Source organism: Burkholderia sp. SIMBA_051 (assembly GCF_046534915.1).
Lineage (GTDB): Bacteria > Pseudomonadota > Gammaproteobacteria > Burkholderiales > Burkholderiaceae > Burkholderia > Burkholderia ambifaria.
Genome location: NZ_JAWRXS010000005.1, coordinates 427,855 through 452,809, shown reverse-complemented (window position 1 = coordinate 452,809; position 24,955 = coordinate 427,855). Strand labels below are relative to the sequence as shown.

General features: G+C 68.9%; 24 protein-coding genes. 15 read left to right on the top strand and 9 right to left on the bottom strand.

What is annotated here, in order from left to right; all coding sequences use genetic code 11:
- Positions 1-64: 64 nt before the first annotated feature.
- The 3 genes from SB771_RS15125 to SB771_RS15115 all read left to right on the top strand — a co-directional run bounded on the left by SB771_RS15125 (position 65) and on the right by SB771_RS15115 (position 2,186).
- Positions 65-940 carry a PilZ domain-containing protein gene (locus SB771_RS15125; protein WP_175659265.1) on the top strand — a complete coding sequence of 292 codons (876 nt, stop codon included), beginning with the start codon at positions 65-67 and terminating at the stop codon, positions 938-940.
- A gap of 242 nt (positions 941-1,182) precedes the next feature.
- Positions 1,183-1,512, top strand: coding sequence for a DUF4148 domain-containing protein (locus SB771_RS15120; protein WP_011658781.1), 330 nt, complete (start codon positions 1,183-1,185; stop codon positions 1,510-1,512).
- A gap of 269 nt (positions 1,513-1,781) precedes the next feature.
- Complete coding sequence (locus SB771_RS15115; RefSeq protein WP_175659264.1) at positions 1,782-2,186, top strand: lysozyme inhibitor LprI family protein; 405 nt, start codon at positions 1,782-1,784, stop codon at positions 2,184-2,186.
- An 81-nt stretch (positions 2,187-2,267) separates the two neighbouring features.
- On the opposite strand, the gene SB771_RS15110 is transcribed toward SB771_RS15115, so the two are convergent.
- Positions 2,268-2,915, bottom strand: coding sequence for a response regulator transcription factor (locus SB771_RS15110; protein WP_006755659.1), 648 nt, complete (start codon positions 2,913-2,915; stop codon positions 2,268-2,270).
- Positions 2,912-5,023: a PAS domain-containing sensor histidine kinase gene (locus tag SB771_RS15105; RefSeq protein ID WP_175659263.1), complete on the bottom strand. Its 2,112-nt coding sequence runs from the start codon at positions 5,021-5,023 to the stop codon at positions 2,912-2,914. The genes SB771_RS15110 and SB771_RS15105 overlap by 4 nt, the downstream gene beginning before the upstream one ends.
- Before the next feature lie 310 nt (positions 5,024-5,333).
- On the opposite strand from SB771_RS15105, the gene SB771_RS15100 reads away from it, so the two are divergent.
- Positions 5,334-5,807 carry a universal stress protein gene (locus SB771_RS15100; protein ID WP_175659262.1) on the top strand — a complete coding sequence of 158 codons (474 nt, stop codon included), beginning with the start codon at positions 5,334-5,336 and terminating at the stop codon, positions 5,805-5,807.
- 38 nt (positions 5,808-5,845) lie between these two features.
- Here SB771_RS15100 and SB771_RS15095 read toward each other — a convergent pair whose 3' ends face one another.
- Positions 5,846-6,199, bottom strand: coding sequence for a hypothetical protein (locus SB771_RS15095; protein WP_175659261.1), 354 nt, complete (start codon positions 6,197-6,199; stop codon positions 5,846-5,848).
- Here SB771_RS15095 and SB771_RS15090 point away from each other — a divergent pair.
- From SB771_RS15090 to SB771_RS15080, 3 genes are all read left to right on the top strand, one after another.
- On the top strand, positions 6,198-6,704 hold the full coding sequence (locus tag SB771_RS15090) for a cupin domain-containing protein (RefSeq protein ID WP_175659260.1): 507 nt from the start codon (positions 6,198-6,200) through the stop codon (positions 6,702-6,704). The two genes, SB771_RS15095 and SB771_RS15090, sit on opposite strands and share 2 nt — an antisense overlap.
- A gap of 166 nt (positions 6,705-6,870) precedes the next feature.
- Complete coding sequence (locus SB771_RS15085) at positions 6,871-7,899, top strand: DedA family protein/thiosulfate sulfurtransferase GlpE (RefSeq protein ID WP_126225383.1); 1,029 nt, start codon at positions 6,871-6,873, stop codon at positions 7,897-7,899.
- A gap of 346 nt (positions 7,900-8,245) precedes the next feature.
- The gene (locus SB771_RS15080) at positions 8,246-9,181 is read left to right on the top strand and encodes a universal stress protein (RefSeq protein WP_011658794.1); all 936 of its coding nucleotides are present in this window, start codon (positions 8,246-8,248) and stop codon (positions 9,179-9,181) included.
- A gap of 532 nt (positions 9,182-9,713) precedes the next feature.
- On the opposite strand, the gene SB771_RS15075 is transcribed toward SB771_RS15080, so the two are convergent.
- Together SB771_RS15075 and SB771_RS15070 are read right to left on the bottom strand one after the other, a co-directional pair.
- Positions 9,714-10,124: a hypothetical protein gene (locus SB771_RS15075; RefSeq protein ID WP_175659259.1), complete on the bottom strand. Its 411-nt coding sequence runs from the start codon at positions 10,122-10,124 to the stop codon at positions 9,714-9,716.
- 313 nt (positions 10,125-10,437) lie between these two features.
- Positions 10,438-10,617: a hypothetical protein gene (locus SB771_RS15070; protein WP_175659258.1), complete on the bottom strand. Its 180-nt coding sequence runs from the start codon at positions 10,615-10,617 to the stop codon at positions 10,438-10,440.
- Between the two features lie 98 nt (positions 10,618-10,715).
- Between SB771_RS15070 and SB771_RS15065 the strand changes: the two genes are divergently transcribed.
- Positions 10,716-10,973 carry a DUF3562 domain-containing protein gene (locus tag SB771_RS15065; protein ID WP_011658797.1) on the top strand — a complete coding sequence of 86 codons (258 nt, stop codon included), beginning with the start codon at positions 10,716-10,718 and terminating at the stop codon, positions 10,971-10,973.
- Between the two features lie 244 nt (positions 10,974-11,217).
- The gene (locus tag SB771_RS15060) at positions 11,218-13,017 is read left to right on the top strand and encodes a methyl-accepting chemotaxis protein (protein ID WP_105831028.1); all 1,800 of its coding nucleotides are present in this window, start codon (positions 11,218-11,220) and stop codon (positions 13,015-13,017) included.
- Positions 13,018-13,059: 42 nt separating this feature from the next.
- Here SB771_RS15060 and SB771_RS15055 read toward each other — a convergent pair whose 3' ends face one another.
- A complete protein-coding gene (locus SB771_RS15055; RefSeq protein ID WP_011658799.1) occupies positions 13,060-14,097 on the bottom strand; it encodes a sigma-54 interaction domain-containing protein in 1,038 nt (345 codons plus the stop codon).
- 373 nt (positions 14,098-14,470) lie between these two features.
- Here SB771_RS15055 and SB771_RS15050 point away from each other — a divergent pair, with 373 nt between their 5' ends.
- Together SB771_RS15050 and SB771_RS15045 are read left to right on the top strand one after the other, a co-directional pair.
- Positions 14,471-16,465 carry an ATP-binding protein gene (locus tag SB771_RS15050; RefSeq protein WP_175705246.1) on the top strand — a complete coding sequence of 665 codons (1,995 nt, stop codon included), beginning with the start codon at positions 14,471-14,473 and terminating at the stop codon, positions 16,463-16,465.
- A gap of 124 nt (positions 16,466-16,589) precedes the next feature.
- The gene (locus SB771_RS15045; RefSeq protein WP_175659256.1) at positions 16,590-17,234 is read left to right on the top strand and encodes a DUF4142 domain-containing protein; all 645 of its coding nucleotides are present in this window, start codon (positions 16,590-16,592) and stop codon (positions 17,232-17,234) included.
- A gap of 28 nt (positions 17,235-17,262) precedes the next feature.
- Here SB771_RS15045 and SB771_RS15040 read toward each other — a convergent pair whose 3' ends face one another.
- The 3 genes from SB771_RS15040 to SB771_RS15030 all read right to left on the bottom strand — a co-directional run bounded on the left by SB771_RS15040 (position 17,263) and on the right by SB771_RS15030 (position 18,848).
- Positions 17,263-17,760 (bottom strand): PRC-barrel domain-containing protein, encoded by a 498-nt coding sequence (locus tag SB771_RS15040; RefSeq protein WP_175659255.1) that lies wholly within the window; start codon positions 17,758-17,760, stop codon positions 17,263-17,265.
- Positions 17,761-17,827: 67 nt separating this feature from the next.
- The gene (locus SB771_RS15035; protein ID WP_006750985.1) at positions 17,828-18,259 is read right to left on the bottom strand and encodes a CBS domain-containing protein; all 432 of its coding nucleotides are present in this window, start codon (positions 18,257-18,259) and stop codon (positions 17,828-17,830) included.
- A 340-nt stretch (positions 18,260-18,599) separates the two neighbouring features.
- Positions 18,600-18,848 (bottom strand): hypothetical protein, encoded by a 249-nt coding sequence (locus tag SB771_RS15030; RefSeq protein ID WP_011658805.1) that lies wholly within the window; start codon positions 18,846-18,848, stop codon positions 18,600-18,602.
- A gap of 571 nt (positions 18,849-19,419) precedes the next feature.
- Here SB771_RS15030 and SB771_RS15025 point away from each other — a divergent pair.
- The 4 genes from SB771_RS15025 (at position 19,420) to SB771_RS15010 (ending at position 24,914) form a co-directional block, all read left to right on the top strand.
- Positions 19,420-19,731 (top strand): hypothetical protein, encoded by a 312-nt coding sequence (locus tag SB771_RS15025; protein WP_006750981.1) that lies wholly within the window; start codon positions 19,420-19,422, stop codon positions 19,729-19,731.
- A 207-nt stretch (positions 19,732-19,938) separates the two neighbouring features.
- Positions 19,939-20,817: a MipA/OmpV family protein gene (locus SB771_RS15020; protein ID WP_175659254.1), complete on the top strand. Its 879-nt coding sequence runs from the start codon at positions 19,939-19,941 to the stop codon at positions 20,815-20,817.
- A gap of 105 nt (positions 20,818-20,922) precedes the next feature.
- On the top strand, positions 20,923-22,617 hold the full coding sequence (locus SB771_RS15015) for a VRR-NUC domain-containing protein (RefSeq protein WP_175659253.1): 1,695 nt from the start codon (positions 20,923-20,925) through the stop codon (positions 22,615-22,617).
- The gene (locus SB771_RS15010; protein ID WP_175659252.1) at positions 22,614-24,914 is read left to right on the top strand and encodes an ATP-dependent DNA helicase; all 2,301 of its coding nucleotides are present in this window, start codon (positions 22,614-22,616) and stop codon (positions 24,912-24,914) included. The genes SB771_RS15015 and SB771_RS15010 overlap by 4 nt, the downstream gene beginning before the upstream one ends.
- Positions 24,915-24,955 lie beyond the last annotated feature (41 nt).

The following is a 24,955-nucleotide window of genomic DNA, read 5'->3' as shown; positions in this document are numbered from 1 at the left end:
TTCGCGCGATGCTGCCGTAATCACGTTGTCACGACAGCTCGCGCGGCCGTTCCGCGCCATTCCGATGCCGCTCATCACCGATTACGTCGCGCTCGCGCGCGATGACGTCGCCGCCGGCGTCCCGCTCGGCTTCGATCTCTACGATGCGGGCGGCGCCGCGCTGCTGCCCGCCGGCGCCACGCTGCGCGATCCCGCGCAGCACGACTTCCTGTTCGATCACTTCCGGCCCGTTCGCAGGCGCGATGACGCGGGACCCGCTACGTCCGACGGCGACACGGTGCCGGCGGCCGCCCACATGGGACTGTCGGCCGGCGCCGCGATCGGCATCCGCCGGCGGGTCGGTGCGGCCCGCGTGCTGCAACGCTGCCGGTTGATCGGGATCGGCGCGTCGGGCGTGCTGTTCGTCGAACCGCGGCCGTCGGCCGTGTTCGATTTCGCCCGCGGCGACGACGTCGAGGCGGTCGCGATCGGCCGCTCGGCGGTGTCGCGCTTCGGGGCGACGGTCGAGGCGGTGCAGACGGTAGGCGGCGCGCCGTTCATGGTGCTGTCGCCGCCGGGCTTCGTCGATCGGTTGCGCACGCGCGTCGAGCCGCGCGTGCCGGTACGGATCGCGGCCTGCTGCACCGGCGGGGCGGCACAGGCCGACGGCATCGGCATCGTTCACGATCTGAGCCTGAACGGATTGTCGATCGCGGTCGACCGGCCGCTCGCCGCAGCCGGCGAGCCGTTGCGCGTGCAGCTGCCGTACATGGACGGCGATCGTATCGCGCTGCTGGCGCTCGACGCCACGGTGCGCGCGGTGCACGCGGAGCCCGCGACGCCGGGCTGGACGCTTCATCACGCTGCGTTCAGCGAAATCGCCGCGGCCGACCGCATCCGCCTGAAGGCGTTGCTGTTCGACCTGTCGGTGGAAAGCACGGAGGCCGATCACGTCCCCTGACGGGCGGCCGCCGCTTCACATCATCGGGCGGCATCGTTCATGGCCCCGGTGTAATTGGGTGCGGATGTGACGCTAATCTTCTGATGATTGGACCCAATGCGCGGAAATTGTACGGAATTCGGTCAACAGTGAATTCGCGATTTAAGTATTTACCCTGATAGCCGAGCCGCCTAGACTTTCACTCATGCGCAACGACTACCGAGTCCGAAGCGCCTGACAAAACAATCTGGAGGTAACGCATCATGAAATCGCTGATCAAGGCAGTTGCACTGGCCGCACTGGTGGCCGCACCGATCGTGTCGTTCGCTCAATCGAACCAGCAGCCGCTGACGCGCGCGCAAGTGCGTGCCGAGCTGGTCCAGCTCGAGAAGGCCGGCTACAACCCGAACGACTGGATGAACTATCCGGAAAACATCCAGGCCGCACAGGCAAAGATCGCAGCAGCCCAGAACACCGGCGCGCAGGCTGATGCAACGGGCTACGGCTCGAACCCGGTCGCGACGTCGCAGTCGGGCCAACGCGTGACGGTGCCGGCCGCGGCCGATCGTTCGTCGGTGTACTTCGGTCACTAAGCCATTCGCGGCGCGGCCTGCGGGCCGCCGGCGACGCCGTATCGAAAGGCCTGCACTCGTGTCGAGTGCAGGCTTTTTTGCGTCCGCCGCTCGCGTGGCGCCGGCTGACAATCCGCCGCGCGTGCGCTAGCATCGCGGTCGGCCTCGCCACGCCACGGCAGCCGTGGCGGATGGCGTGGCGCCGGCTTGTCCGCGATGCCGCGCGCCGAGGCGCGGCGGCAAGCCCGGCACGAGGTTCCACCAATCAACGAAAACAAACAGGAGCATCCATGCGTGTCTTGACCGGTCTGCTGTGCGCGCTCGCGCTGACGGCGAACCTTGCCCATGCGCAGGCGAATTGTGCGGAAACGACGGATCAGGCGGCGATGACGGCGTGTGCCGATCGCGCGTACAAGAAATCCGACGCAGAGCTGAATCGCACTTACCAGGCCGTCACCGCGCGCCTGCGCGATGCGAAGCCGCTCGCCGAGAAACTCGTGAATGGGCAGCGCGCGTGGATCGCCTACCGCGATGCCGAATGCAACTTCTCCAGCGCAAATGCCGAAGGTGGCAGCGCATATTCGATGGTCGTGTCGACCTGCCTCGACGATCTGACGAAGATCCGCAACGAGACGCTGAAGGGGTATCTGTCCTGCGAGGAAGGCGATCTCGCGTGCCCGGTGCCGGCGAAGTAACAGCGGCGGCGTCCGGCCGGCCGGCCGCGGGGCCCGCACGGCCCGGGGCCGCCGCAAGCCCGTGATTAGCGTGAACAGGCGCTAGACGTCGTCCGTTTCGTCGAGCAGCTTGTGCCGCATCGCATAGCGGACCAGCGCCGCTTCGTGCGGCATCTGCATCTTTTCCAGGATCCGGGTCTTGTAGGTGCTGACCGTCTTCGCGCTCACGCACAGCGCCTGCGCGATCTCGGTCAGCGTCTGTCCGGCGGCGATCCGGCGGAACACGTCGAATTCGCGATCGGACAACCGCTGGTGCGGCAGCGTCTCGGCCGGCTCGTTCAGGCTCTGCGCGAACTGCTCGGCCATCGCGAGGCTCACGTAGACGCCGCCCGACGCAACCTTCGTCACCGCGCCGACCAGTTCGGCGCTCGCGCTTTCCTTGGTCAGATAGCCCGATGCACCGGCGCGGAACGCGCGGACTGCGTATTGCTGTTCCGCGTGCATCGTCAGCACGAGCACGCGCAGCGCGGGCTTCTCGTCCTTGATCTGCTTGATCAGCTCGACGCCGTTGCGGCCCGGCATCGACAGGTCGAGCACCAGCACCTGCGCGGGCGTCGAACGAACCAGCGCGATCGTCGACGGGCCGTCGCACGCTTCGCCGGCCACCTCGAATCCGGTGGCGTTCTGGAGGATGTGCCGCAGACCGTCGCGCACGAGCGTATGGTCGTCGGCGATGAGCACCTTGATCATGTGAGGGTGGTTTCCTGTTGAACTGTGCCGAGCGGGAAGGCGACGGTGATCGAGAAGCCGCGCGCGAGCGCGGTGTCGATCGTCACGTTGCCGCCCAGCATGTGTGCGCGTTCGCGAATGCCGATCAGCCCGAACGATTTGTCCTCGTGGGCGCTGCCGCCCGGTGCCGCGCCGCGGCCGTTGTCCGCGACCCGCAGTACGCAGAAGCCTTCCTCGATGTCGAGCCGCAGCGCGACGCGTGTCGCATCGGCATGGCGCGCGACGTTCGTCAGCGCTTCCTGGACGATCCGGAACAGCGTGGTCGCCCCTGCGCTGGTGAACGTGAGCCCGCCCGTTTCGATGTGGCGTTCGACGTCGATGCCGTAGCGGTTCGTGAAGTCGTTCGCCAGCCACTCGATCGCGGGCACGAGGCCGAGATCGTCGAGCATCACCGGGCGCAGGTCGGCTGCGATGCGCCGCACCGACGCGACGGTTGCATCGATCAGACGGCGCATGCCCTGCAGGTGCGACAGCACGTCGTCGTTGGGTTGCGCACGGCCCGGCGCGCGCAGTTGCTGCTCGATCACCGACAGGTCCATCTTCAGCGCGGTCAGTTGCTGGCCGAGATCGTCGTGCAGTTCGCGCGCGATGCGGGTCTTTTCCTCTTCGCGTACGTTCTGCAGGTTCGCCGAGAGTTCGCGCAATTCCTCGCGCGACTGCTTCAGCGCATTCTCCGCGCGCTGCCGCTCGGTGATGTCGCGCAGCATCACCGTATAGAGCTTGCCCGACGCATCGCGGATCTGCGAGATCGACGCCTCGATCGGGAATTCCTCGCCGTTGCCGCGCAGCCCGAACAGCACGCGCTGGCGGCCCATTTGGCGCTCGGACACACCGGTCACGCCGAACTGGTCGACGTGCTTCGCATGCGCGGCGCGAAACCGCTCGGGGATGAAGCGTGACAGCGGCGCGCCGATCGCCTCCATCGCCGACACGCCGAATACCTGTTCGGCCATCGGGTTGAAGATCACGACCGTCTGCTTCTCGTCGATCGTGATGATCGCTTCCATCGACGAACGGATGATGCCCATCATCCGCGCCTCGTTGAGGATGCCGCGGCTGCTGGCGCCGGTATCGGCCGTACCGGCGCGGCCGCGCAGCAGTGCATGGATCAGTGTCGCGAACGCGAACGACGCGATCAACCCGGCGGCGAGCACCGTGCCCGCCGCGCGCTGCGCGCCGGTCGCGCTCGGGCGGCCGTCCGCGGAATAGGCGAGCGTCAGCACGGTGCCGCCGAAATTCAGCTGGTCGGTGCGGCGCATCAGGTCGGGCGACGTGGAGGCCTCGTCGGTCGTCGTCTCCGCGCTCGCGATCGGATGCGGATCGTCGCCGGCGCTCATCCGCAGGTCGAGCCCGCGTTCCGCGTCGAGCGCGCGCTCCACCACGCGATTCGGGCTGAGTTCCGCGAACAGCACGCCGCCAGCACCCGTGTCATGGGCACCGGCTGGCGTGACGGGCGTGCGCGATGATGGCGTCGCCGGCACGAACAGCATCAGGATGCGGGTATCGCGGGACGTATCGTCGTCGGCCGGGTGGATGCCGAGCGCGACATTGCCGGTGCGCAGCGCGCGTACCAGCGGCGCCTGATCCGGTGCGCCGAAGCGCGCGCCGGCCGCGCTCGACAGCGGCGCGCTGAGCGTCGCGACCGCGAACGGGCCGGCCGGCAGCGGCGCGTCGCCGGCGAGCGCGCTGCGTGTCGCGGGCGACAGCGGCGCATAGCCGAGCTGCCGGACCGGCGAACGGCCGCTGTCGAGCTCGAGCGTGTCGGCATACCGGCGCCATTGCTCGGGTGTCATCTGCGGCGCGAGCAGGAACGCGCCGCGCGCGCTTTCGAGCACGGCGGCGCCGGTCTGCAACTCGTGGCGCAGCATCGCCGTCACGTGCGACGTGCGGCGTTCGAAGCGCGTATGCACGACGCCTTGCCACTGCTCGCGCACCAGCAGCGCGACGCCGAGCGACAGCGCCGCGCCGGCGAACAGTGCAGCGACGCCAGCCACGAGCGGCTGGCGTAACATGGTCGGAAGGCGCGTGGGCCCTCGGGCGTCACGCGACGGGGTGCCACTGGCGGTCATTCGATTGGCCATTCTGGTGTCGGGGCCGCCCGTGGCGCTCGGGCGGTGCGGCAAAACCGGCGAAAACTCGCACCGGCCGCGTGCGAACGTTTGATTTGAAGCTGAAATTGTGCGCGTTTTATTGGTTTTTTGTAATAGGGTCAGCTAAAAACGTGCTAGTCGGGCGTTCCGGCGGCGATTGACGCGCGTCAACGGACGCGTCGGCATGTGGGGGCAGACTGTTCGGCAGACGAGCCGGCATCGGGCCGGCTCGCGATGACGGGCGTGTCGTGGCGCGATGCGCGGCGCGTGCCCGGTCGGAGGGCGGACCATGTACAAGCGGATTTTCGTCGGGCTCGACGGCGGCCCAAGCGCGCGTCTCGCGCTGAACGAGGCGATCCGGATCGCGCTGGCATCCGGCGGCGAGGTGACGTGCGCGTATGTCGTCGAGCATCGGCCGCAGCTCGTCGACGTCGATGCGGGTTTTGCGGCGGAACGCGATCGCGACGCGGCGGCGACCGCCGCGGCGACGCCCGTGCTCGACGACGCGCGAGCGGTGCTCGCGCAGGAGCATGTGCCGGGTACCGTGCGCGCGCTCGACGCGTACGGCGAGGACGTCGCCGCGGTGCTGATGCGCACGGCGGCCGAGGTCGGTGCCGATCTGATCGTGATGGGGACGAGCGGGCGGCACGGATTGCGCCGGCTGCTGCTCGGCAGTGTCGCGGAATCGCTGCTGCGCTCGGCCGACCGGCCGGTGCTGCTGGTGCGGCACGACGAGCCGGCCGCGGTGGCAACCGCGCGATGACTGTGGTGCGGAGCTGAGGCGTTCATGCGTTCATGTGGTCAGGCGGTCAGGTGCGAGCGGCAAAGGGCGGCCGGGCGGATGGCGGCGTGAAGGCGTGACGGCGTGACCGCGTTGTCGGTCGCGCGTCCGGTACATCGGTCAGCGGGCCGCGCCTGCGCGGCCATGCAGGGGCGTGATCGCATCGCCCCGGTTGCATCGTGACCGGCACTTCTGGCAGCATCGACCGGTGTCCGCTTCATCGTCGCGCGGGTTTCGCGCGCGATCCCGTCGCCGCGTGCATGGCCGCGGCGATCGACGCAGCGGCACGCGACGGTGCGGGAGATTGCATGTGCGATCGGCCCGCGCGGTGCGTCGCGTGCCCGGTTTCCTACCTTACCGACGTCATCCGCCATGCCGATTTCCGCCGCCGACCTGATTCACCAGTTCGATCTTCAGCCGCATCCCGAGGGCGGCTATTTCCGGGAAACCTACCGCGCGGCCGATACCGTCGTGCGTCCTGCCGACGGCGCGCCGCGCGCGGCGTCGACCGCGATCTACTACCTGTTGTGCGACGGCGCGTATTCGTCGTGGCATCGGATCCGTTCCGACGAGGTCTGGCATTTCTACGCGGGCGATCCGCTCGAAGTGTGGGTGCTCGACGAGCAAGACGGCCTGACGATCCATCGGCTCGGCAACCCGCTCACGCATCCGGGCACCGTGTTCCAGGCCGTCGTGCCGGCCGGACGCTGGTTCGGCGCGCGCTGCGCGTCGCCGGAGCACGTCGCGCTCGTCGGCTGCACGGTCGCGCCCGGGTTCGAGTTCGCGGAATTCGAGCTCGCGGACGCGACCGCACTGGCCGCCGCGTTTCCCGAGTACGCGGAATACGTCGCGGGGCTCGCGCAGCGTCCTGACGCGTGAACGTGCCGGCTGCCGCAGACGACAGCCGTTCCGCGCGGTCCCGACCAAACCCGTTTAGAATGCAACGTGGTGCAGGATCGGCCGCGGACCTGCCGCGGCGGTCGCTGCCAGCCGTATCGACGGCCGCCTCCGTCGCACGGTCCGCATGTCTTCCAGGAGCGCCGCCGTGTGGCACTTTCCCATTGCAATTCCCTCGTCGCTCGGCCCGTGGGCCGTGTTCGCGAGCGTACTCATCACGCAGCTCGGCGTGCCGGTGCCGGCTGTGCCGATGCTGATTCTCGGCGGTACGATGGCGGCGATGGGGCAGGCGTCCTGGACGAGCATGTTCGTGGCGGCGATCGGTGCGACGATGCTTGCCGATTCGCTGTGGTTCTTCATGGGCCGCACGCGCGGGCGGCGCTTGCTGAACGGGCTCGTGCGCTTCTCGCTGTCGCTCGACACGACGCTGCGCTTCGCGCGTAATGTATTCGAAAGATACGGCGCGCCGCTCCTCGTCATCTCCAAATTCCTGCCTGGCCTCGGCCTCGTGTCGGCGCCGCTGCTCGGCACGACCGCGATCGGTGTCGGCGTGTTCCTGTTCTGGGATCTGGCCGGCGCGTCGTTGTGGGCCGCGGTCTGGCTCGTCGGCGGCGCGGCCGTGCATGACCAGATCGTCCAGTTCGTGCTGTGGGTGCGCGCGAGCGGCGGTACGATCCTCGACGCGTTTCTCGCGATCTTCATCACGTTCGTGCTGTACCGCTGGGTGCGTCGCGTGCAATTCCGCCGCTACCTCGCGCAGTTGCGCATCTCGCCGCCGCAGCTCGTCGAGATGATGACGTCGAACGAACCGCCGCTGATCTTCGATGCGCGGCCGCGCGCGATTCGCGAACGGGAGCCGTACCGGATCGCCGGTGCGCTGCCGGTCGATCTCGATTCGCCGGACCTGCTCGATCCGGAGCTGCTGAAGCGGCCGATCGTCGTGTATTGCGTGTGCCCGAACGAGGCGACTGCGAAGCGTCTGATCGCAAAGATGCAGCGCAAGAAGATGCTCCACAACATCAGGGCGCTGAAGGGCGGGCTTGATGCGTGGGAGAAGCACGGTTATCCGGTCGAACCGATGCCGGCCGATGCGGATGCGTCGCGGTATTTCGTGCGGCCGGCTCACGCCGCGCCGCTCGAGGGCGAATATACGGTGCGCGCGACGCTGTCGAAGTGAATCGTGCGCGCAGTGCCGCGCACGTTCCGATTCCGCCGCCGGTTTAGCGCTTCTCGTTCGCGCGAAACTCGGTTGGCGCGAAACCTCTGATCCCGTAAGCGAACCAGCGAAAATCCGCCGCGCCGCGCGCCGAACATGCGCACGCGGCGTAGCTCGGCCCCGCACGCCCATTGATCACGATCATGCACGCGTCGGCCGGACGTCATATCCTGTCGGAATTGCTTGTCCGCGCTTCGCGTGGCCATCCACCGATCCCGCGCCACGCCGGCCTTCTGCCCGCCGCGTGCCGCTGCCGCGCGAAGCTTCGGTCGTCGTCCGCGACGACGCGTCCACAGAGGCCTTCGCCATGCAAACCACCCCGACCATCCCGCCGCTCGCGCGCATCGCGCTGGCCGTCGATCTGACGCCCGAGTCGCTGTCCGCCGCGCGCTATACCCGAACGCTGCTGCGTCCCGGCATGCAGGTGCGCATCGTCTGCGCGATCGACAATCCGCGCCTCGTGCTGCCCGACATCCCGCGCGTTGACGCGCTGCTGACATCGGCGCGCGAGGAAATGATGCACGAAGCGCAGGCGACACTCGAACGCACCGCCGCACTGTTCGCCGGCAGCGGCGTGGCCGTCGAGCAGGTGATCCTCGATACGTCGGTCACGGGCGGTACGGTTGCGGATGCACTCGCGAACGAGACGTCGGGTTGGCATGCCGACGTGCTCGTGGTCGGCGCGAATCCGCACCACGGGCTGTTGCGGCTCGTCGAAGGCGCGATGTCCGACACGCTGGCCGCGCGCGCACGCTGCGCGCTGCTGATCGTGCCGGCCGACTATGCGCGGCCGGCGGACGGCCCGCTGCAGCGCCTGATGTTCGCGGTCGACGGCAGCGAGCCGTCGCTGCACGCGGTGCGCGTCGGGCTCGGCTTCGCGGCGCCGACGACGCTGCTGTACGCGGCCTATGTCGTCGATCGCGCGGTGCGTCTGACGGATCTCGTGCCGGTGCGCGCGCTCGAGGACGCCTATCGCGCGGAAGGCGAGGATGCGCTGGCCCGGATCGGCCCGCTGTTCCATGCGGCGGGGAACCCGGCCAAGCGCGGCATCGTCGAAACCCGTCCGACCAGCGACGACGTCGCCCATGCACTGATGCGCGACGCGGTGCACTGGCATGCGGAACTGCTGGTGGTCGGCACGCACGGCCGGCGTGGCATCGCGGCCTGGCTGATCGGCAGCGTCGCGCGCCGGGTCGCGCATCTCGCGCAGGTGCCGGTGCTGCTCGTGCGTGGCGACGCGTGACGATCGCAGGGCGATGCACGTGAAGCGGGCTTTCGTTGACCTGCATCAGAAACGTCGTGCGCCGCGCGTGAGACAGTGACACGACGTCCGGCGGGGCGGACCGGCTGTCGTCCGTACGTGACGTGGCGATTCGACGCGCCGAGTTCGAACCGCGCGAACGCACGCCGAACGCACCCATGCCCGAGGTCGTTGCGATCAACCGATTTCCGGAGCCGTGCCGCGCATCGCGTGGCGCGTGAGCCGATCAAGAACTCTCCGGCACGAGGGTAGGCGGCCGACGGCTGCCTTGGAACGACGGACGGGGTGTATCTCACCCCGTCCGCTTCCTGGCCCCGTGCAGACTACTTTCCTCGCAGGTATTGTCTTAATCGATGTCGCCGGATGAATCGGCGCGTGGTGGCACGCGATCGCGCGACGGCGGAGCGGCGCGAATGACGGCAAAGCGAGGCGCGCAGCGCTCGCGGCCGAATTGGGTGGCGCGGTCGTCGCAGCCATCGCGCGGCCCCGTGCCGCGCCTGCTGCGTTCAGGCTCTCATCCGTAGCGCATCGTTCGCTGGTCGCGCCCGCGGCGGGTGATGCGGCATACGCAGGCGCCGCGACGCACGCCATGCGGATGTCCTCGTCCGCCCGGTGTGCGATTGCGCAACCGCGGCCAGCCGGGTCGCCCCTTGCGGCGCGGCTCCGCGACGGCAACGGCCGGTGTGTCGGCGTCGGCCCGCGCGCGCAGCGCAGCGGCGAACCGCTGCAGCGCGAGCACCGACCCCGCGACACTCTGGTATTTTTCGCGTCCGATCTGCCCGTCGAGCATCACGAGCAAGCCCGCTTCGCGCGCGATCGCGAGCAACGCGTCGAGATCGTCGGGCGGCTGGATACCGGCCGGCGCGGCGGGCGCGGACGGCGTGCGCCGCCGTCCGTCCCGGGCCGGGAAATTGCGATGTCCCATGATTGGTCTCCTGCGCCGGACCCCGCATGCCGACTCAACGGCCGGCTGAGCGATGACCGGATATGAACGTATCGTTCATGACATCAGTATCCGTCACCGATACCGCGCTGCCAATCGGCGCGCGCTGAACTCGTTGTCAGACATTACGTGCGGCGTATCGGAATCCGCTGACAAACGGCACCGGCGTTCGACCGCCGCGGCGCGACGCGCGGCCCGCGGCACGCCATGTGCGCGCGGCGATGCGTGCATAAAAACAGACGAATCGCGACCGGCGCGCTTTGCTTGACGCAGGATTTCGACCGGTCTAAGTTGCTCACTGCATCGGCGTCGCGCGACGGTTCCATCGTCCGCGCGAACGGCGGTGCCGCGCCTCGGGGTGGCGTGGCAATCCTTCCAGTCGTTCGCGGGCCATGTGCACCGCGAATCCCGCGCGCGGGCCGATCCGGCAATCGATCGGCGCGGCGGCACGCAAGGTGTCGTTGATCGCGCGCAAACACGCTTCGGCGCATCGTACGCCGGGCGGCCGTTCAGTCCTTAATCTTCCGGTAGCGTCTTTTTTCCTTTCGTTCCTCGACCGTCAGGAGCCCGTCGATGTCACAACAGGACACCATGCTTGAAGCCTTGAAAGCCGTCGCCGAACAGCGCGAGATCGGCGACGACCAGTTGCGCACGATGCTCGACGACGAAGTGCGTGCTTTGTCGTCCGATGCCCGCGTGCACGACTACATCCACGTGTTCGCGATTCGTCACCTGCGCGAACGGATGCGCAGACAGGACGACCTCGAGCGCGACACCTCGTCCGGTACGCAGCACAAGGAGCCGGACACGCGTGCCGATCGCCGTTTGTGACGGACGCTCGCCGCGATCAACGTCACTCGTGCGCTGGGGCCGCGGCCGGCGTTCGACCGGTACGCTCGCCATCTCGCAGCGCAAACCGCCGCCCGCGCGCCTTACAACGCGCTTGCGCGCCGGCAGCGCCTTTCTTCACATGTTTCATTGAATTGCCGCAACGGCCTCAAGTAAGCGGCGCGGATGCCGTTTACCCGGTGAATCCGTCCACCGGGCGGTCCCGCTTCCTTACCGAGTCGTTGCCATGTTTTCGTCCATCCGGACCCGTATTCTTGCCGCGTGCGTCGCCATCGTCGTCTTCGCGCTCGTCGCCACCACGCTGATCAACTATTTCATCGCGCGCTCGTACAACGAAGACGCGATCGACCGCAACCTGACTTCCGTCGCGAGCGGCCATGTGGTCGGCATCGGCGACTGGGTCGCGACCAGGAGCCGGATGATCGCGTCGCTGCAGGACGCCGCGCTGTCGCCGGATCCGCTGCCGGCGTTCAAGCAGATGGCCGCGGCCGGCGGCTTCACGAACGTATACGCGGGCTACGCGGACAAGGTGTTCCATTTCTCCGACCCGACGGGCATCCCGCCCGACTACGATCCGACCGGCCGCCCGTGGTACAAGCAGGCCGCGCAGGCCGGCAAGCCGGTCGTCACGCCGCCGTACGTCGACGCGGGCACCGGCAACCTGGTCGTCACGTTCGCGGTGCCGATCCTGCGCGACGGCGCGCTGAAGGGCGTCGTCGCGGCCGACGTCGCGATGGACAGCGTGATCGCGAACGTGAAGTCGATCCACCCGACGCCCGCGAGCTTCGGGATGCTGATCGACAGCAACGGCCACGTCGTCGCGCATCCCGACGCGAAGCTCACGCTGAAGCCGGTGGCCGACGTGTCGCCCGATCTCGGCGGCATGAGCGCCGCGTCGCTGGCTGCGGCCACCGCGCCGGTCGAAGTGCACGTCGGCGGCGACGCGAAGCTCGCGCGCGCGCAGGCCGTGCCGGGCACCGACTGGTATGCGCTGGTGCTGCTCGACAAGTCGGAAGCGACGGCCGGGATGCGCTCGCTGCTGACCGCGTCGCTGGTCACGCTGGTCGTGATCGTCGGCGTCGCGTCGCTGATCATCGGCGCGATCACCACGACCGCATTCCGCCGCCTGTCGCAGGTGCGTCAGGCGATGGCGTCGATCGGCTCGGGCACGGGCGACCTGACGCAGCGCCTGCCGGCGGAAGGCCGCGACGAGGTGGCCGATATCGCGCGCTCGTTCAACAGCTTCGTCGACAAGTTGAACGACGTGATGCGGCAGATCCGCGACGCGAGCGAATCGGTGCGCACGGCCGCGAACGAAATCGCCGCGGGCAACCAGGACCTGTCGTCGCGCACCGAATCGGCGGCGGCGAGCCTCGAGGAAACGGCCGCGTCGATGGAAGAGATCACCGCGACGGTCGGTCAGTCGGCGGCGGCTGCCGGCCAGGCCGACGAACGCGCGGCCGCGGCCTCGCGGATCGCGTCGCACGGCGGCGTGGTCGTGTCGGACGTGGTGGCGACGATGGGGAAGATCGAGGAAGCGTCGGGCCGGATCGGCGCCATCATCGGCGTGATCGACGGCATCGCGTTCCAGACCAACATCCTCGCGCTGAACGCGGCCGTGGAAGCGGCGCGCGCCGGCGAGCAGGGCCGCGGTTTCGCGGTCGTTGCGCAGGAAGTGCGCAGCCTCGCGCAACGCAGCGCGCAAGCCGCGCGCGAGGTGAAGGTGCTGGTCGAGTCGACGGTGGCGAGCGTGTCGGCCGGCTCGGGGCAGGTGCGCCAGGCCGGCGACACGATGCGCGAGATCGTGTCGAACGTCGCCAACGTGACGACGATCATCTCCGAGATCACGCACGCGGCGAACGAGCAGACGCGCGGCATCCAGGAAGTGAATCGCGCGGTCACGCAGCTCGACGAAATGGTGCAGCAGAACGCGGCGCTCGTCGAACAGTCGACCGCGGCCGCGACCGCACTTCAGACGCAGGCGAACGCGCTCGCGACGACGGTCGGGCAGTTCAAGGTCGCATGACCCGCGCCGGGTGACGCAGGTCGAGCCGCCGCGCGGCGACGCTCAGGCGGGCCCGCCGTCGCGCATCAGCGCAAGCCGGTTGTAGAGCGTCTTCAGGCTGATGCCGAGCGCTTTCGCCGCTTGCGGCTTGTTGCCGTCGAAGTGGTCCAGCGTGGCCGCAATGAACCGTTGCTGCGCATAGTGGAGGGTCGCGCCGAGCGGCAGCGCCATTGCGTCGTCCGACGTTTGGTCGGGCAGCAGCGTCGGCTTCGGCAGCGCGACGTCGATGCCGTCGTCGGCGAGGATGTACGCGCGCTCGATCGTGTTGTGCAGCTCGCGCACGTTGCCGGGCCATGAATACGCGCGCAGCGCGGCGATCGCGGCATCGGTCAGCTGCTTGTGCGAGCGGTGCCGCTCGTTGAGGGCGTCGACGAACTCGTGTGCGATCGTTTCGACGTCGCCGTTGCGCTGGCGCAGCGGAGGCACATACAGCGCAAACGCGGCGAGCCGGTAGAACAGATCCTCGCGCAGCCGGCCGTCCCGTACGGCATCGGCCGGATTGTGGCGGGTGGCCGACACGATGCGCACGTCGAGCGGAATCGACTCGGTGCCGCCGACCCGCACGATCGTGTTCGATTCGAGCGCCCGGAGCAGTTTCACCTGCAGCGCCGCAGGCATTTCCGCGATTTCGTCGAGGAGCAGCGTGCCGCCGCACGCGGCTTCGAAGAACCCCTCGCGCTGCGCGATCGCACCGGTGAAACTCCCTTTCTCATGGCCGAACAATTGCGCTTCGGCGATGTCGGCCGGAATCGCGCCGCAGTTGACGGGCACGAACGGCCCGTCTCGGCGCGCGCTCAGGTCGTGCAGCCGCCGCGCGACGATGTCCTTGCCGACCCCGCTTTCGCCGGCAATCATCACGCTCGCGCGGGTCGGCGCGATTTTCTCGATACGGTCGAGCAACGTGCGCATCACCGCGGAGCGGCCGGACAGCTGGCGTGCATCGGCGCGTTGCTTCGGACGGTTTGCGGTTTCAGCCATAGGCGTCAGCGAGCCGTTTTGAAAATCGGCATCGCCCGTTTTCCTCGTTGCAATATTTATCATCGACAGCGGAACAACCCAAAAGGTGCCCCGACATAGAAATTTCCAATGTCCGGCGCGATACCGGAAGAAATAGGCGATTGCAGCATCGCGATGCCGGTATGTGGACTCGCGCACGCCATTGGTGCCTTTTTACACCTGCTGAATGAAAAAGCGAAAGGCACGTGCAAGCGCGCGTCCGTTATAAGCAAACGCGGCAAATGGCCGAGCGCCAAGGCAGCCGGGCCTCACGCGGATTACGCGGTGGTGACGCGAAACGTCGCAATCGGGCATGCGTGTTGCTGCGCCAAGTAGCTCGCCCGGCACGCGTGACGGATGCCGACCGCCGAGTCAGCATGCCGTCGAGCGACGGTTGCCGGTGCGATGCAGGGAAACGATGAGGACCTTTACCCGTGAGCTGTTTCGGCAGGGCATATGGGTCGTGCTGGCCGTCGGGGTGGCGGCTGTGCTGCAGGCGTGGGCGATTCACGTCATCGGCATGCACGAACCGTTCGCGCCGCTGCCTTTCTACGCCGGTGTCGCGGCTGCAGCCTGGCTGACGTCGTTTGCCGGCGGCGTGGCCGCGAGCGCGGTGAGCCTCGCCGTGATCGGCGTCTTGTGGTGGCGCAATGCGCCGCTGCCCGATCTCCTCTCGCAGGCCGGCGCTTTCGTCGCGATCAGCTTCGTCGAGTGCGTGCTCGTGATGGCCGTCAAGCCGCTGCTCGCCAATGACCGCCTGCGCGGCGCCGAGGATGCGGAAGAGGACGGCGCGCGCTCGCCGCGCCGCGAACCTGAACCTGGAACCCTGGCGCGCTCGGTCGACGACACAGTACTGCGCCGCGTGGTCGATGCATCGCCCGACGCGATCGTCGGCGTCGATGTCGCGCGGCGCATCACGAGCTGGAACCCGGCCGCACGGCGCCTCTTCGGCATCGACGCGGTGGCGGCGATCGGGCACGACGTCACGATGCTGATCGCGCCGCGCTGGCTGCGGTTGCATCCGGTTCCCGCATCGTTCGCGGACGCGGGCGCGCCGGCCGGCCCGCTCGACATCCTGTGCCTGCGCCGCGACGGTAGCCGCTTTCGCGCGACCTTCACGGCGTCGCCGATCGTCGACGCGCAAGGCAATTGCACCGGCTTGTCGATGACGCTGCGCGAGGCGCGCGAACGCCGCCGCTGCGAGCAGCGCGATCTGCGCATGTTGCGCGGCGCGCGCGACGCGCGCGTGCAGGCCGACGAGTCGAACCGGATGAAGGACGAGCTGCTGGCCACCGTATCGCATGAACTGCGCACGCCGCTGAACGTGATCTACGGCTGGGTCGAGGTGCTGCGCAGCGGCGAGGGGCAGGGCTTCGCGCATCAGGCGATCGACGCGATCGATCGCAGCGCGCGCTCGCTGTCGCGGATGGTCGGCGACTTGCTCGACGCGTCATCGCTCGCGACGGGCCGGGTGCGGCTCGAACGCACGCCGGTCGATCTCGTGCGCATTGTGCAGGAGGCCGTGCGCGAAATCGGCGAGACCGCGCAGGCGAACGGCCTCGAGCTGTCGACCGAGTGCGCGATGCCCAGCTGCGTGATTGCCGCGGACGCCGAGCGCTTGCGCCAGTTGCTGTCGAACCTGTTGTCGAATGCGATCAAGTTCACGCCGCCGGGCGGGCGCATCAAGGTGTCGTTGAACCCGGCCGGCGCGCGCGTGCGGCTGTCGGTCGCCGATACGGGGCAAGGTATTTCCGCGGAACGCCTGCCGCATCTGTTCGATACGTTCAGCCGGCCGGAAGGCGCACCCGCGTTGCCGAAACGCGGTTTAGGGCTCGGCTTGTCGATCGTGCGCAACATCGCGCGGCTGCACGGCGGCGAGGTCGCGGCGGCCAGCGAAGGCGCGGGGCGTGGCACGACCGTGACCGTCATGCTGCCGGCGGATCTGGGTGCCGACGATACGACGACCGGCCATCCGGTACGGCCGAGCGGGGCGTCCACAGCGGTCGCGCTCGACGGCCGGCGCGTGCTGGTGGTCGACGACGACGCGACATCGCGCGCCAGCCTCGCGGCCGCGCTCGAAACGCTGGGCGCCGAGGTGTCGACCGCGCAATCGGGACACGACGCGCTTGACGTGGTCGCGCAGCAGCACCCGAGCGTCGTGCTGTCCGATCTCGCGATGCCGGACGGCGACGGCTTCTGGCTGCTCGACCACATTCGCGATTTGCCGGACGGCGGCGGGCGCCTGCCCGTCGTCGCGGTGACCGCGCATGCGGGCACGGCGGACCGCAGCCGCGTGATGGCCGCCGGCTTCGACGCGTATCTGTGCAAGCCGGTCGACGTTCCGACGCTGGCCAGCGTGATCGTCGACGTATCGCCCGCCGACGCGACGGGCGGCACCGGGCGGCGCCACTGAGCGCATCGAGGGTGCATCGAGCGACGGTGCGTGGACCGATTTCTTCATTTCCGCGCTTCGTCCCGCATGACGGATGGGCCCCGCGTTCGGCGAGCCCGATCCGTCGACGAATCCGGAGGTCCGGATGAACGTGAACGACAGTAACCCACACCGAGGCGTCGTGCTTGCCGTCACCGCGTGCATGCTGGTATCGGCGATGCTCGCGGTACTCGGCCCGCCGGCATTGACGCCGGTGCATGCGCAGGCGCCGCCGGCATCGTCCATTCATGTCGCGCCGGGCGTCGTTCGTCCGGGCGAGACTCCCGACGAAGCGGAGATGACGCGGCGGCCGAGCGGCATCGATGCCGAATTCGTCGACAAGGCCGGCATCATCGGCAAGACGGCATCACAAGCGAGCGAACTCGCGCTTGATCGGTCGTCGAATCCGCACGTGAAGGCCTTCGCGCGGCGGATGATCGACGATCACGACCACATGGCCACCCAGCTGCGGCGCCTCGGCGCGCAAAAGGGCGTGCCCGTGCAGGCGCGCATGGTCGTCGATCCGGAGGTGACGGCGCTGCGAACCAAGAACGGCCACGCATTCGACAAGAGTTATGTCGCGCTGGTGGGGCCGAACGCGCACGAGGCGGCGATCAAGCTGTACGAAGCCGAAGCGCGCAACGGGCGCGACCCGCAGATTCGCGCGTTCGCGGCCGGCTCGCTGCCGACGCTGAAGGCGCACCTGAACGCCGCGCGCCAGCTCGAGAATTCGATCGCGGCCGCGCACTGATCCGCGCGGCCTACCCGTAGCGCGTCGCTCAGTGCCGCGTTCCGCTTTCCGGGCCGCCCGGCGACGCCTCGTAAGGCGGCGCGTCGAGCGGCGTTTCGCCTTCCTCGATCAGCCAGTACGGCGACGCACCGTAGTACGTGTGCAGCGCCTCGGCCCAGATCGAATCGGCCATCGTCGGCCAGTGGTCCTTGTCGAAGCCGGGGGCTTCGCGCACGCGCTCGGTCGACACGGCCAGCACGAAGCAGTGCCGCTCGGCATCGAGCGTCAGCACATTCCACGGCACCGCCAGCAGCTTGCCACCGATCCCGAGAAAGCCGCCCGACGACACGACCGCGTAGGCGATCCGCCCGGAGTGGACATCGAGCATGATGTTCGTGACCTTGCCGATGTCGTCGCCGTCGATCGTCAGGACGTGATCGCCTTCCAGCGTGCCGGCGGCCATCACGTCCGGCCCCGGCCCCCCGGCCGAACGGCCGCTGTCGCCGACGATGCGCGCATGCGTGGGCGAAGGTCTGTCCGTTGTCATCGCTTTTCTCCTGGTCGAAGCGGCGCGGCGCAGTGGCTCGCAGCCGCGCAGGGAAGGGCCGGCCGCGTTAGCGGCGGCGCGGCAGGGATACGTCCTCGAGCGTGTTCGCCAGCTCGTCGCGGGCCGGGCCGCCCGCGCGCGTCGCGATGTCGCCCAGCGACACGATGCCGACGATCTGGTGCTTCGCATCGAGCACCGGCATCCGGTGCAGTTGCAGGTCGGCCATCCGTTGCTGGACATCGCCGACACCGTCGTCCTCGACACACCACTGCACGGGCCCGGAGGCGACGGCCTTCACGGGCGTGTCGGGCGAATGCCCGTGCGACAGTGCCCGCACCGCGAGGTCGCGGTCCGTCACGACCGCGACGAGTTCGTTGCCGTCGCAGACCGGCAGCACGCCGATGTCGAAGCGCTGCATCAATTGGGCTGCATGGCGAATCGTGTCGGTCGGCGCGACGCACACTACGTCGCGCGACATGATCTCGTTGACGCGATACATGAACGCCTCCTTCGTGAGCGAGACGAACCGGAAGCAGAACGCGTGCCGCGTTCAATCGGCACCCGTGCGGGCAGCGCGCCCGGGCCACGGAGAAATTTGCCAGCCAGCTTGTACATCTTCCACGACGATGGCCGCGGCCGGCGCGCAACCGATGATCAGTGGCCGACCCCCGTCATCACGACGATGGCGAGCACCACTGCGCTCTCGATCGCGGCCAGTGCCGCGACGCCCGCGGCGCCGCTGACTTCGTTCCATGCACGTTCGATGCGGTTCATCACTTCACTCCGGTTCTGCCGGCGCCGGGCTACGCTGTCGCGCAGGGCGGGCCGGGGTGCCGCCGTCAGCCGTGATCGCGGGGCGGTGGTGGGGCGTCGGGCGCGCGACGTTCGCGCGGGCCGGACGGCTTCGCGGGGTCGATACGGGTCGCGCCGCCGACGGCGGGCGGATCGCTGGCCGGGAAACTCTCCTCGAGCCCTTCGTCGATGCGCTTCTCCGTCTTGTCATTGGACGGCTTGCGCGACGCGGCGAGCGAGACTAGGCCGGCAGCCGGGGACACGGCATCGCGGCGGCCGGGGGCATGAGCGATCATGATCGAACCTCCTTACACGTAATGAAAAGCGCAAGCGCCGTACCCGTGCGGGGTGGGGCGGCATGACGCTCGCGGCTCATTGAGCCGGCCGGAGTGGTAGCCACATCGGCCGCTCGCTGCTGGTTGAACCACCGTCCACGGGGGGCGGCGAGCGCGGGGCGGCGGGATGCTGGTTGCACGATGCGCGGCGTGCGATCCGTTCACGCTGGCGGTGAAGCTCGCCGCCGAAGGGCGCATCGTGTCGCTGGTGATTGCAGCTTACGCCGGATGACGCTGCGCGTGTCGGCGACGATGTGCGGGCACGCTGCTTGCGTACGGTCGCCGCGCCAATCGACACGCGCGAGCCGCCGCGCAGGAGTGACATGAACACGCCATCCATGCTGCACCGTCCCGAACCGACACCCGACGTCGATCCCGACCCGACGCGGCCCGAGCACGACGATCCGGTCGATCCGCCCGTGCCCCTCGGGCCGCCGCATGGCGATCCGCCGTCGCAGCCGCCACCGATGCGGATGCCGGACGGACGCAGCGTAACGCGGCCGGCCGCGCGATTACTGAAAGGAGGACCATCATGGACATTCACGTGCAATCGCCGGACAAGCGCGCGATCGCCCAGGTGCTGGGCCGCTATTTCGAGTCGCGCTCGTTGCGTTATCACATCGAGGAGTTGCCGGGCGGCGTGCTGCATATCGGGTTTCGCGCCAGCGGCCGCCCGGTCGCCGTCACCGTGTCGTTCGACGATTCCGCCTACGACACCTACACGCACTGGGACGCGAGCCAGAAGCAGCTCGCGCTCGGGCGGCTCGCCGATGGGTTCTCGCGCATGATGTCCAAGCGCAGCCCGGCCGCGCTCGCCGGCGACTACCACGTCGAGCGTTTCTGATTCCGCAACCATCCGCCTGCTCGTGCCGGAACCCGGCAAAGTGCCCGTGCTCAACGGGCGCTTTGCGGGTTCGCGGCGGCTCGCGTAGGATGTTCGTTAATTCAGCGCACGCTACGTTCGCGCTGTCAGTTGCCTGCCCTGGCAGCTGGACAAGCGCGACGCGCTTTCCTGCAGGTTCGTTTCGCGCAACCGACGGAGACCGCCTTGATGACCGTTGCTCGCCCGTTGTTGTCACCCGCCACCCGCCGGTTCGTGTCCGGCCTGGCGGCCTTCGCCGCGCTCGCGGCCGCCGGCGCCCGCGACGCGTCGGCCCAGACACCATCGCCGCTCGGCGAATGGCAATACTCGGCGGGGGTGCCGCTGCAGAAACTGTTCAATCCGACCGTTCCCACATGGCAGGTCAGCGTGGGCGCGGCGATGACGCTGCAGCCGCGCTACGCGGGTTCCGACCGCTACCGCGTGATGGGCGGCCCGAATTTCGACGTGCGCTATCGCGACCTGTTCTTCCTGTCGACGGGCGACGGGCTCGGCGCGAACGTGCTGCGCGGGCCCAACTGGCGCGTGAGCCTGTCGGTCGGCTATGACCTCGGGCGCCGCTCGGCCGACGATCTCGACCACCTGAACGGGCTCGACAACATCAACGCGGCGCCGGTGATGAAGCTCGCGGCCGATTACGTGATCTCGAAGGAATTCCCGCTCGTGCTGCGCGCGGATGTCCGGCGCAGCATCGGCGGCTCGAACGGCTGGGTCGGCGATTTCTCCGCGTACATGCCGATGCCGGGCAGCAACGAGCACTTCTTCTGGTTCGCCGGCCCGACCGTGTCGTTCGCCGATTCACGCTACATGAACGGCTGGTTCGGCGTGAATCAGGGGGCGTCCGCGCGTTCGGGGCTGCGGACCTATTCGCCGGGTGCGGGGATGAAGTCGTTCGGCGCCGGCGTGACGATGGTCTGGTTCGTCAACAAGCACTGGTTCGTCACGGTGGACGGCGCGATCGAGCAGCTCGTCGGCCGCGCAAGGCGCAGCCCGATCACGCAGCAGTCCACGAATGGCGTGTTCGACATGTCGGTGAATTACCAGTTCTGACCGGATGGGCGTCGGCCAGAGGGCCGGGCGGCGCATCGGCGTGCGGCATTTGTCGTCACATTTGATATGATTGGTACCTGTACAAACGTACAGTGATCGATCCCCGTGACGCCTGCATCGCCGACGCCTCCGGCGTTTTACTACCTGACCAATTTCGAACGCGCGCTGGCCTGGCTCGGCGAGCGTTACGACGACCTCCTCGACGCGCACGAACACGCGTTTCTGCGGCAGTTCGCGCAACTGCCGAAAGCGTCGCGCGCGTTGCTCGTGCGGATGCTGATGCGCACCGGCTCCGACTTCCGGGCGAGCAAGCTCGTGTACGACGAAATCGGCAGCACGCTCGACGCAGCCGCGCCGCTCGTCGCACTCGGCTGGATCGATCCGGCGCCCGCGCTCACGCTCGACGAGCTGTTCGCGCTGTCGACCAAGGCCGATCTGCTGAAGACGTTCCCGTCGCTCGCCGCGCACGCGGGCGAGCGCAAGCCCGACTGGCTCGAACGGCTGCGGCTCGTGCACGACGTCGCGCAGCCGCTCGACGCGTGGTGCGCGCAGGCCGACGATTGCGTGCTGCGCGTGACGATCGGCGCGCTGTGCGACCGGCTGCGGCTGATGTTCTTCGGCAATCTCCATCAGGACTGGAGCGAATTCGTGCTTGCCGATCTCGGCGTGTTCCAGTACGAAAGCGTGCCGTTTGCGCCGTCGTCGCGCGCGTTCCAGCAGCGCGCCGACGTCGATGCGTATCTCGCGCTGCAGACCTGCCGCGAAGCCCTCGACGCCTGGCCGGAGAACCACCCCTTCGACGACCTGCTGCACGCGATCGACGCGATCGGCTGCGCGCAGCCGTGGCTCGCGACCCGCCGCTCGAAGCTGCTGTTCTCGCTCGGGCAAGCGTGCGAGCGGCGCGCCGACTGGGACGCCGCGCTCGACGCGTATGCGCGCAGCGCGTGGTCCGGCAGCCGGCATCGGCGCATTCGCGTGCTCGAGCGCTGCGGACGCGATGACGACGCACTCGCGCTGGCACTCGACGCGCGCGGCGGTTTCGAAAGCGACGAGGAACGTCAGCGCGTCGAGCGGATGCTGCCGCGCCTGCAGCGGCGTCTCGGGCAGCGGGTCGAACGCGCGGGCCGCGCGCACGACGTGCCGCGCGAAACGCTCGTGCTTGCACGTCCGGAAGCGTTCATCAGCGTCGAATTCGCGGTGCGCGACCATCTTGCGCAGCCCCACGCACCGGTGCATTACGTCGAAAACACGCTGATCAATTCGCTGTTCGGGCTGCTGTGCTGGGAGCCCGTGTTCGCGGCCGTGCCCGGCGCATTCTTTCACCCGTTCCAGCGCGGCCCGGCCGACCTGCACGCGCCCGATTTCGCGGTGCGCCGCACGGACGCGTTCGCCGCCTGTTTCGCGCAGCTCGACTCGGGCGCGTACCGCGACACGATCCGCCGGCACCATGCGACGAAAGCGGGGCTGCAATCGCCGTTCGTGTTCTGGGGCGTGCTGACCGACGAGCTGCTCGACGACGCGCTGGCCTGCCTGCCGCCCGAGCACCTGCGGCTGTGGTTCACGCGCCTGCTCGCGGACATCCGCAGCAACCGTTCGGGGCTGCCCGACCTCGTGCGGTTCTGGCCCGGCGAGCGGCGCTACGAGCTGATCGAGGTGAAGGGCCCCGGCGACCGCCTGCAGGACAACCAGACGCGCTGGCTCGCGTACTGCGTCGCGCACGGGATTCCGGTGCGTGTCGTCGATGTCGAATGGGCGGGCGCCGACGTCACGCAGGCCGAGGCGGCGGGGCTGTCCGCATGAGCTATGTCGTCGCCGTGCGGGCCATGTGCGAGTTCACCGCGCGACGCGGCGACCTCGACCTGCGCTTCACGCCCGCACCGACCGCGCTCGAAGGCATCGCCGGTCACGGCGCCGTCACGTCGAAGCGCGGCGCGCGCTACGAAACCGAGATCGCGCTGACCGGCACGTGGGGCACGCTGACCGTGCGCGGACGCGCGGACGGTTACGATCCGGTCGCGAACCGGCTCGAGGAGATCAAGACCTACCGCGGCAGCCTCGATGCGATGCCGGCCAATCACCGCGCGCTGCACTGGGCGCAGGCGAAGGTCTATGCGCACCTGATGTGCGACGCACGCGGCCTCGCGGAAATCAACGTCGCGCTCGTGTATTTCGACATCGTGTCCGAGCGCGAGACCGTGCTGACGGAAACGCTGAGCGCCGACGTGCTCGCCGCGTTCTTTGCCGAGCAGTGCGCGTGCTTCGTCGGCTGGGCCGAGCGCGAGACCGCGCATCGCGCGGCCCGCGATACGGCGCTGCGTGCGCTGGCGTTTCCGCACGGGCAATTCCGCAGCGGTCAGCGCGAGCTGGCGGTGTCCGTCTATCGGGCCGCGCGCGACGAACACTGCCTGATGGCGCAGGCGCCGACCGGCATCGGCAAGACGCTCGGCACGGTCTTCCCGCTGCTGAAGGCGTGCGGGGAGGGCGAGCTCGATCACGTGTTCTTCCTGACCGCGAAGACGCCCGGCCGCGCGCTCGCCCTGGAGGCGGCGACGACGCTCGGCGCCGGTACGCCGGCGCTGCCGCTGCGCGTGCTGGAGCTCGTCGCGCGCGACAAGGCATGCGAGCATCCGGACCGCGCGTGTCACGGCGAATCGTGTCCGCTCGCGCAAGGCTTCTACGATCGGCTGCCAGCCGCGCGCGACGCGGCGATCGGCGCCGGGCTGCTCGATCGCGCCACCGTGCGCGAGGCTGCACTCGCGCACGACGTCTGTCCGTATTACCTGTCGCAGGAGCTGGCGCGCTGGTCGGACATGGTGATCGGCGACTACAACTACTACTACGACGGCAGCGCGATGCTGCACACGCTCGCGCAGCAGAACCAGTGGCGTGTCGGCGTGCTCGTCGACGAGGCGCACAACCTGCTCGATCGCGCCCGCAGGATGTACAGCGCGTCGCTCGACCCGTTCGCGTTCGCGGCCGCGCGCGAGGCGGCGCCGGCGGCGCTGCGCAAGGCGTTCGACCGGCTCGCGCGCGCGTGGGGCACCGTCAATCGCGCACAGGCCGAGCGCTATGCGGCCTATCCGGAGATTCCGGGCCCGATCGTGTCGGCCGTGCAGAACCTCGTCGCGGCGATCGGCGAACACCTGACCGATGCGCCGCGCGCGAACGACGACGCGCTGCTGCGGTTTCATTTCGAGGCGATCCAGTTCGGCGTGCTCGCCGATGCGTTCGACAGCGCGTCGATCTTCGACGCGACGCTGCACGGCGAGCCGCTGCCGCGCCAGTCGGGGCTCGACGGCGTCGCGCCGGCCGGGCGCCAGCGCCGCATCCAGTCGACGCTGTGCGTGCGCAACGTGATTCCGGCCGCCTTTCTCGCGCCGCGCTACGAAGCCGCGCGCGCGACGGTGCTGTTTTCCGGCACGCTGAGTCCGTTTCATTTCTATCGCGACACGCTCGGGCTGCCGGCCGACACGGGCTGGCTCGACGTCGACGGGCCGTTTCGCGCCGAGCAACTGACCGTGCGCGTCGCGAGCCATGTGTCGACCCGATGGCGCGACCGCGACCGTTCGCTCGAGCCGATCGCGGACCTGATCGCCGCGCAGTATGCGACGCGGCCCGGCAACTACCTCGGTTTTCTCAGCAGCTTCGACTATCTCGGTCGCGTCGTCGCGCTGATGCAGACGCGCCATCCGGACGTGCCCGTATGGGCCCAGGCGCCCGGCATGGCCGAAAGCGAGCGCGACGCATTTCTCGCTCGCTTCGACGCGGGCGGGCGCGGTGTCGGCTTCGCGGTGCTGGGCGGTGCGTTCTCGGAAGGCGTGGATCTCGTCGGCGAGCGGCTGATCGGTGCGTTCATCGCGACGCTCGGGCTCCCGCAGGTCAACGACGTCAACGAACAGATGCGGCGCGCGATGGAGGCGCGGTTCGGCAACGGCTACGACTACATGTATCTGTATCCGGGCTTGCAGAAGGTCGTGCAGGCGGCCGGGCGCGTGATCCGCACCGAGCACGACGAGGGCGTCGTGCACCTGATCGACGATCGTTACCGGCGGCGGGAGGTGCGCGATCTGCTGCCGCGCTGGTGGCGGATCGGGTGACCGTCAGGGCGAACGTACGGCGGGCTCGCTTGCCCCGAATC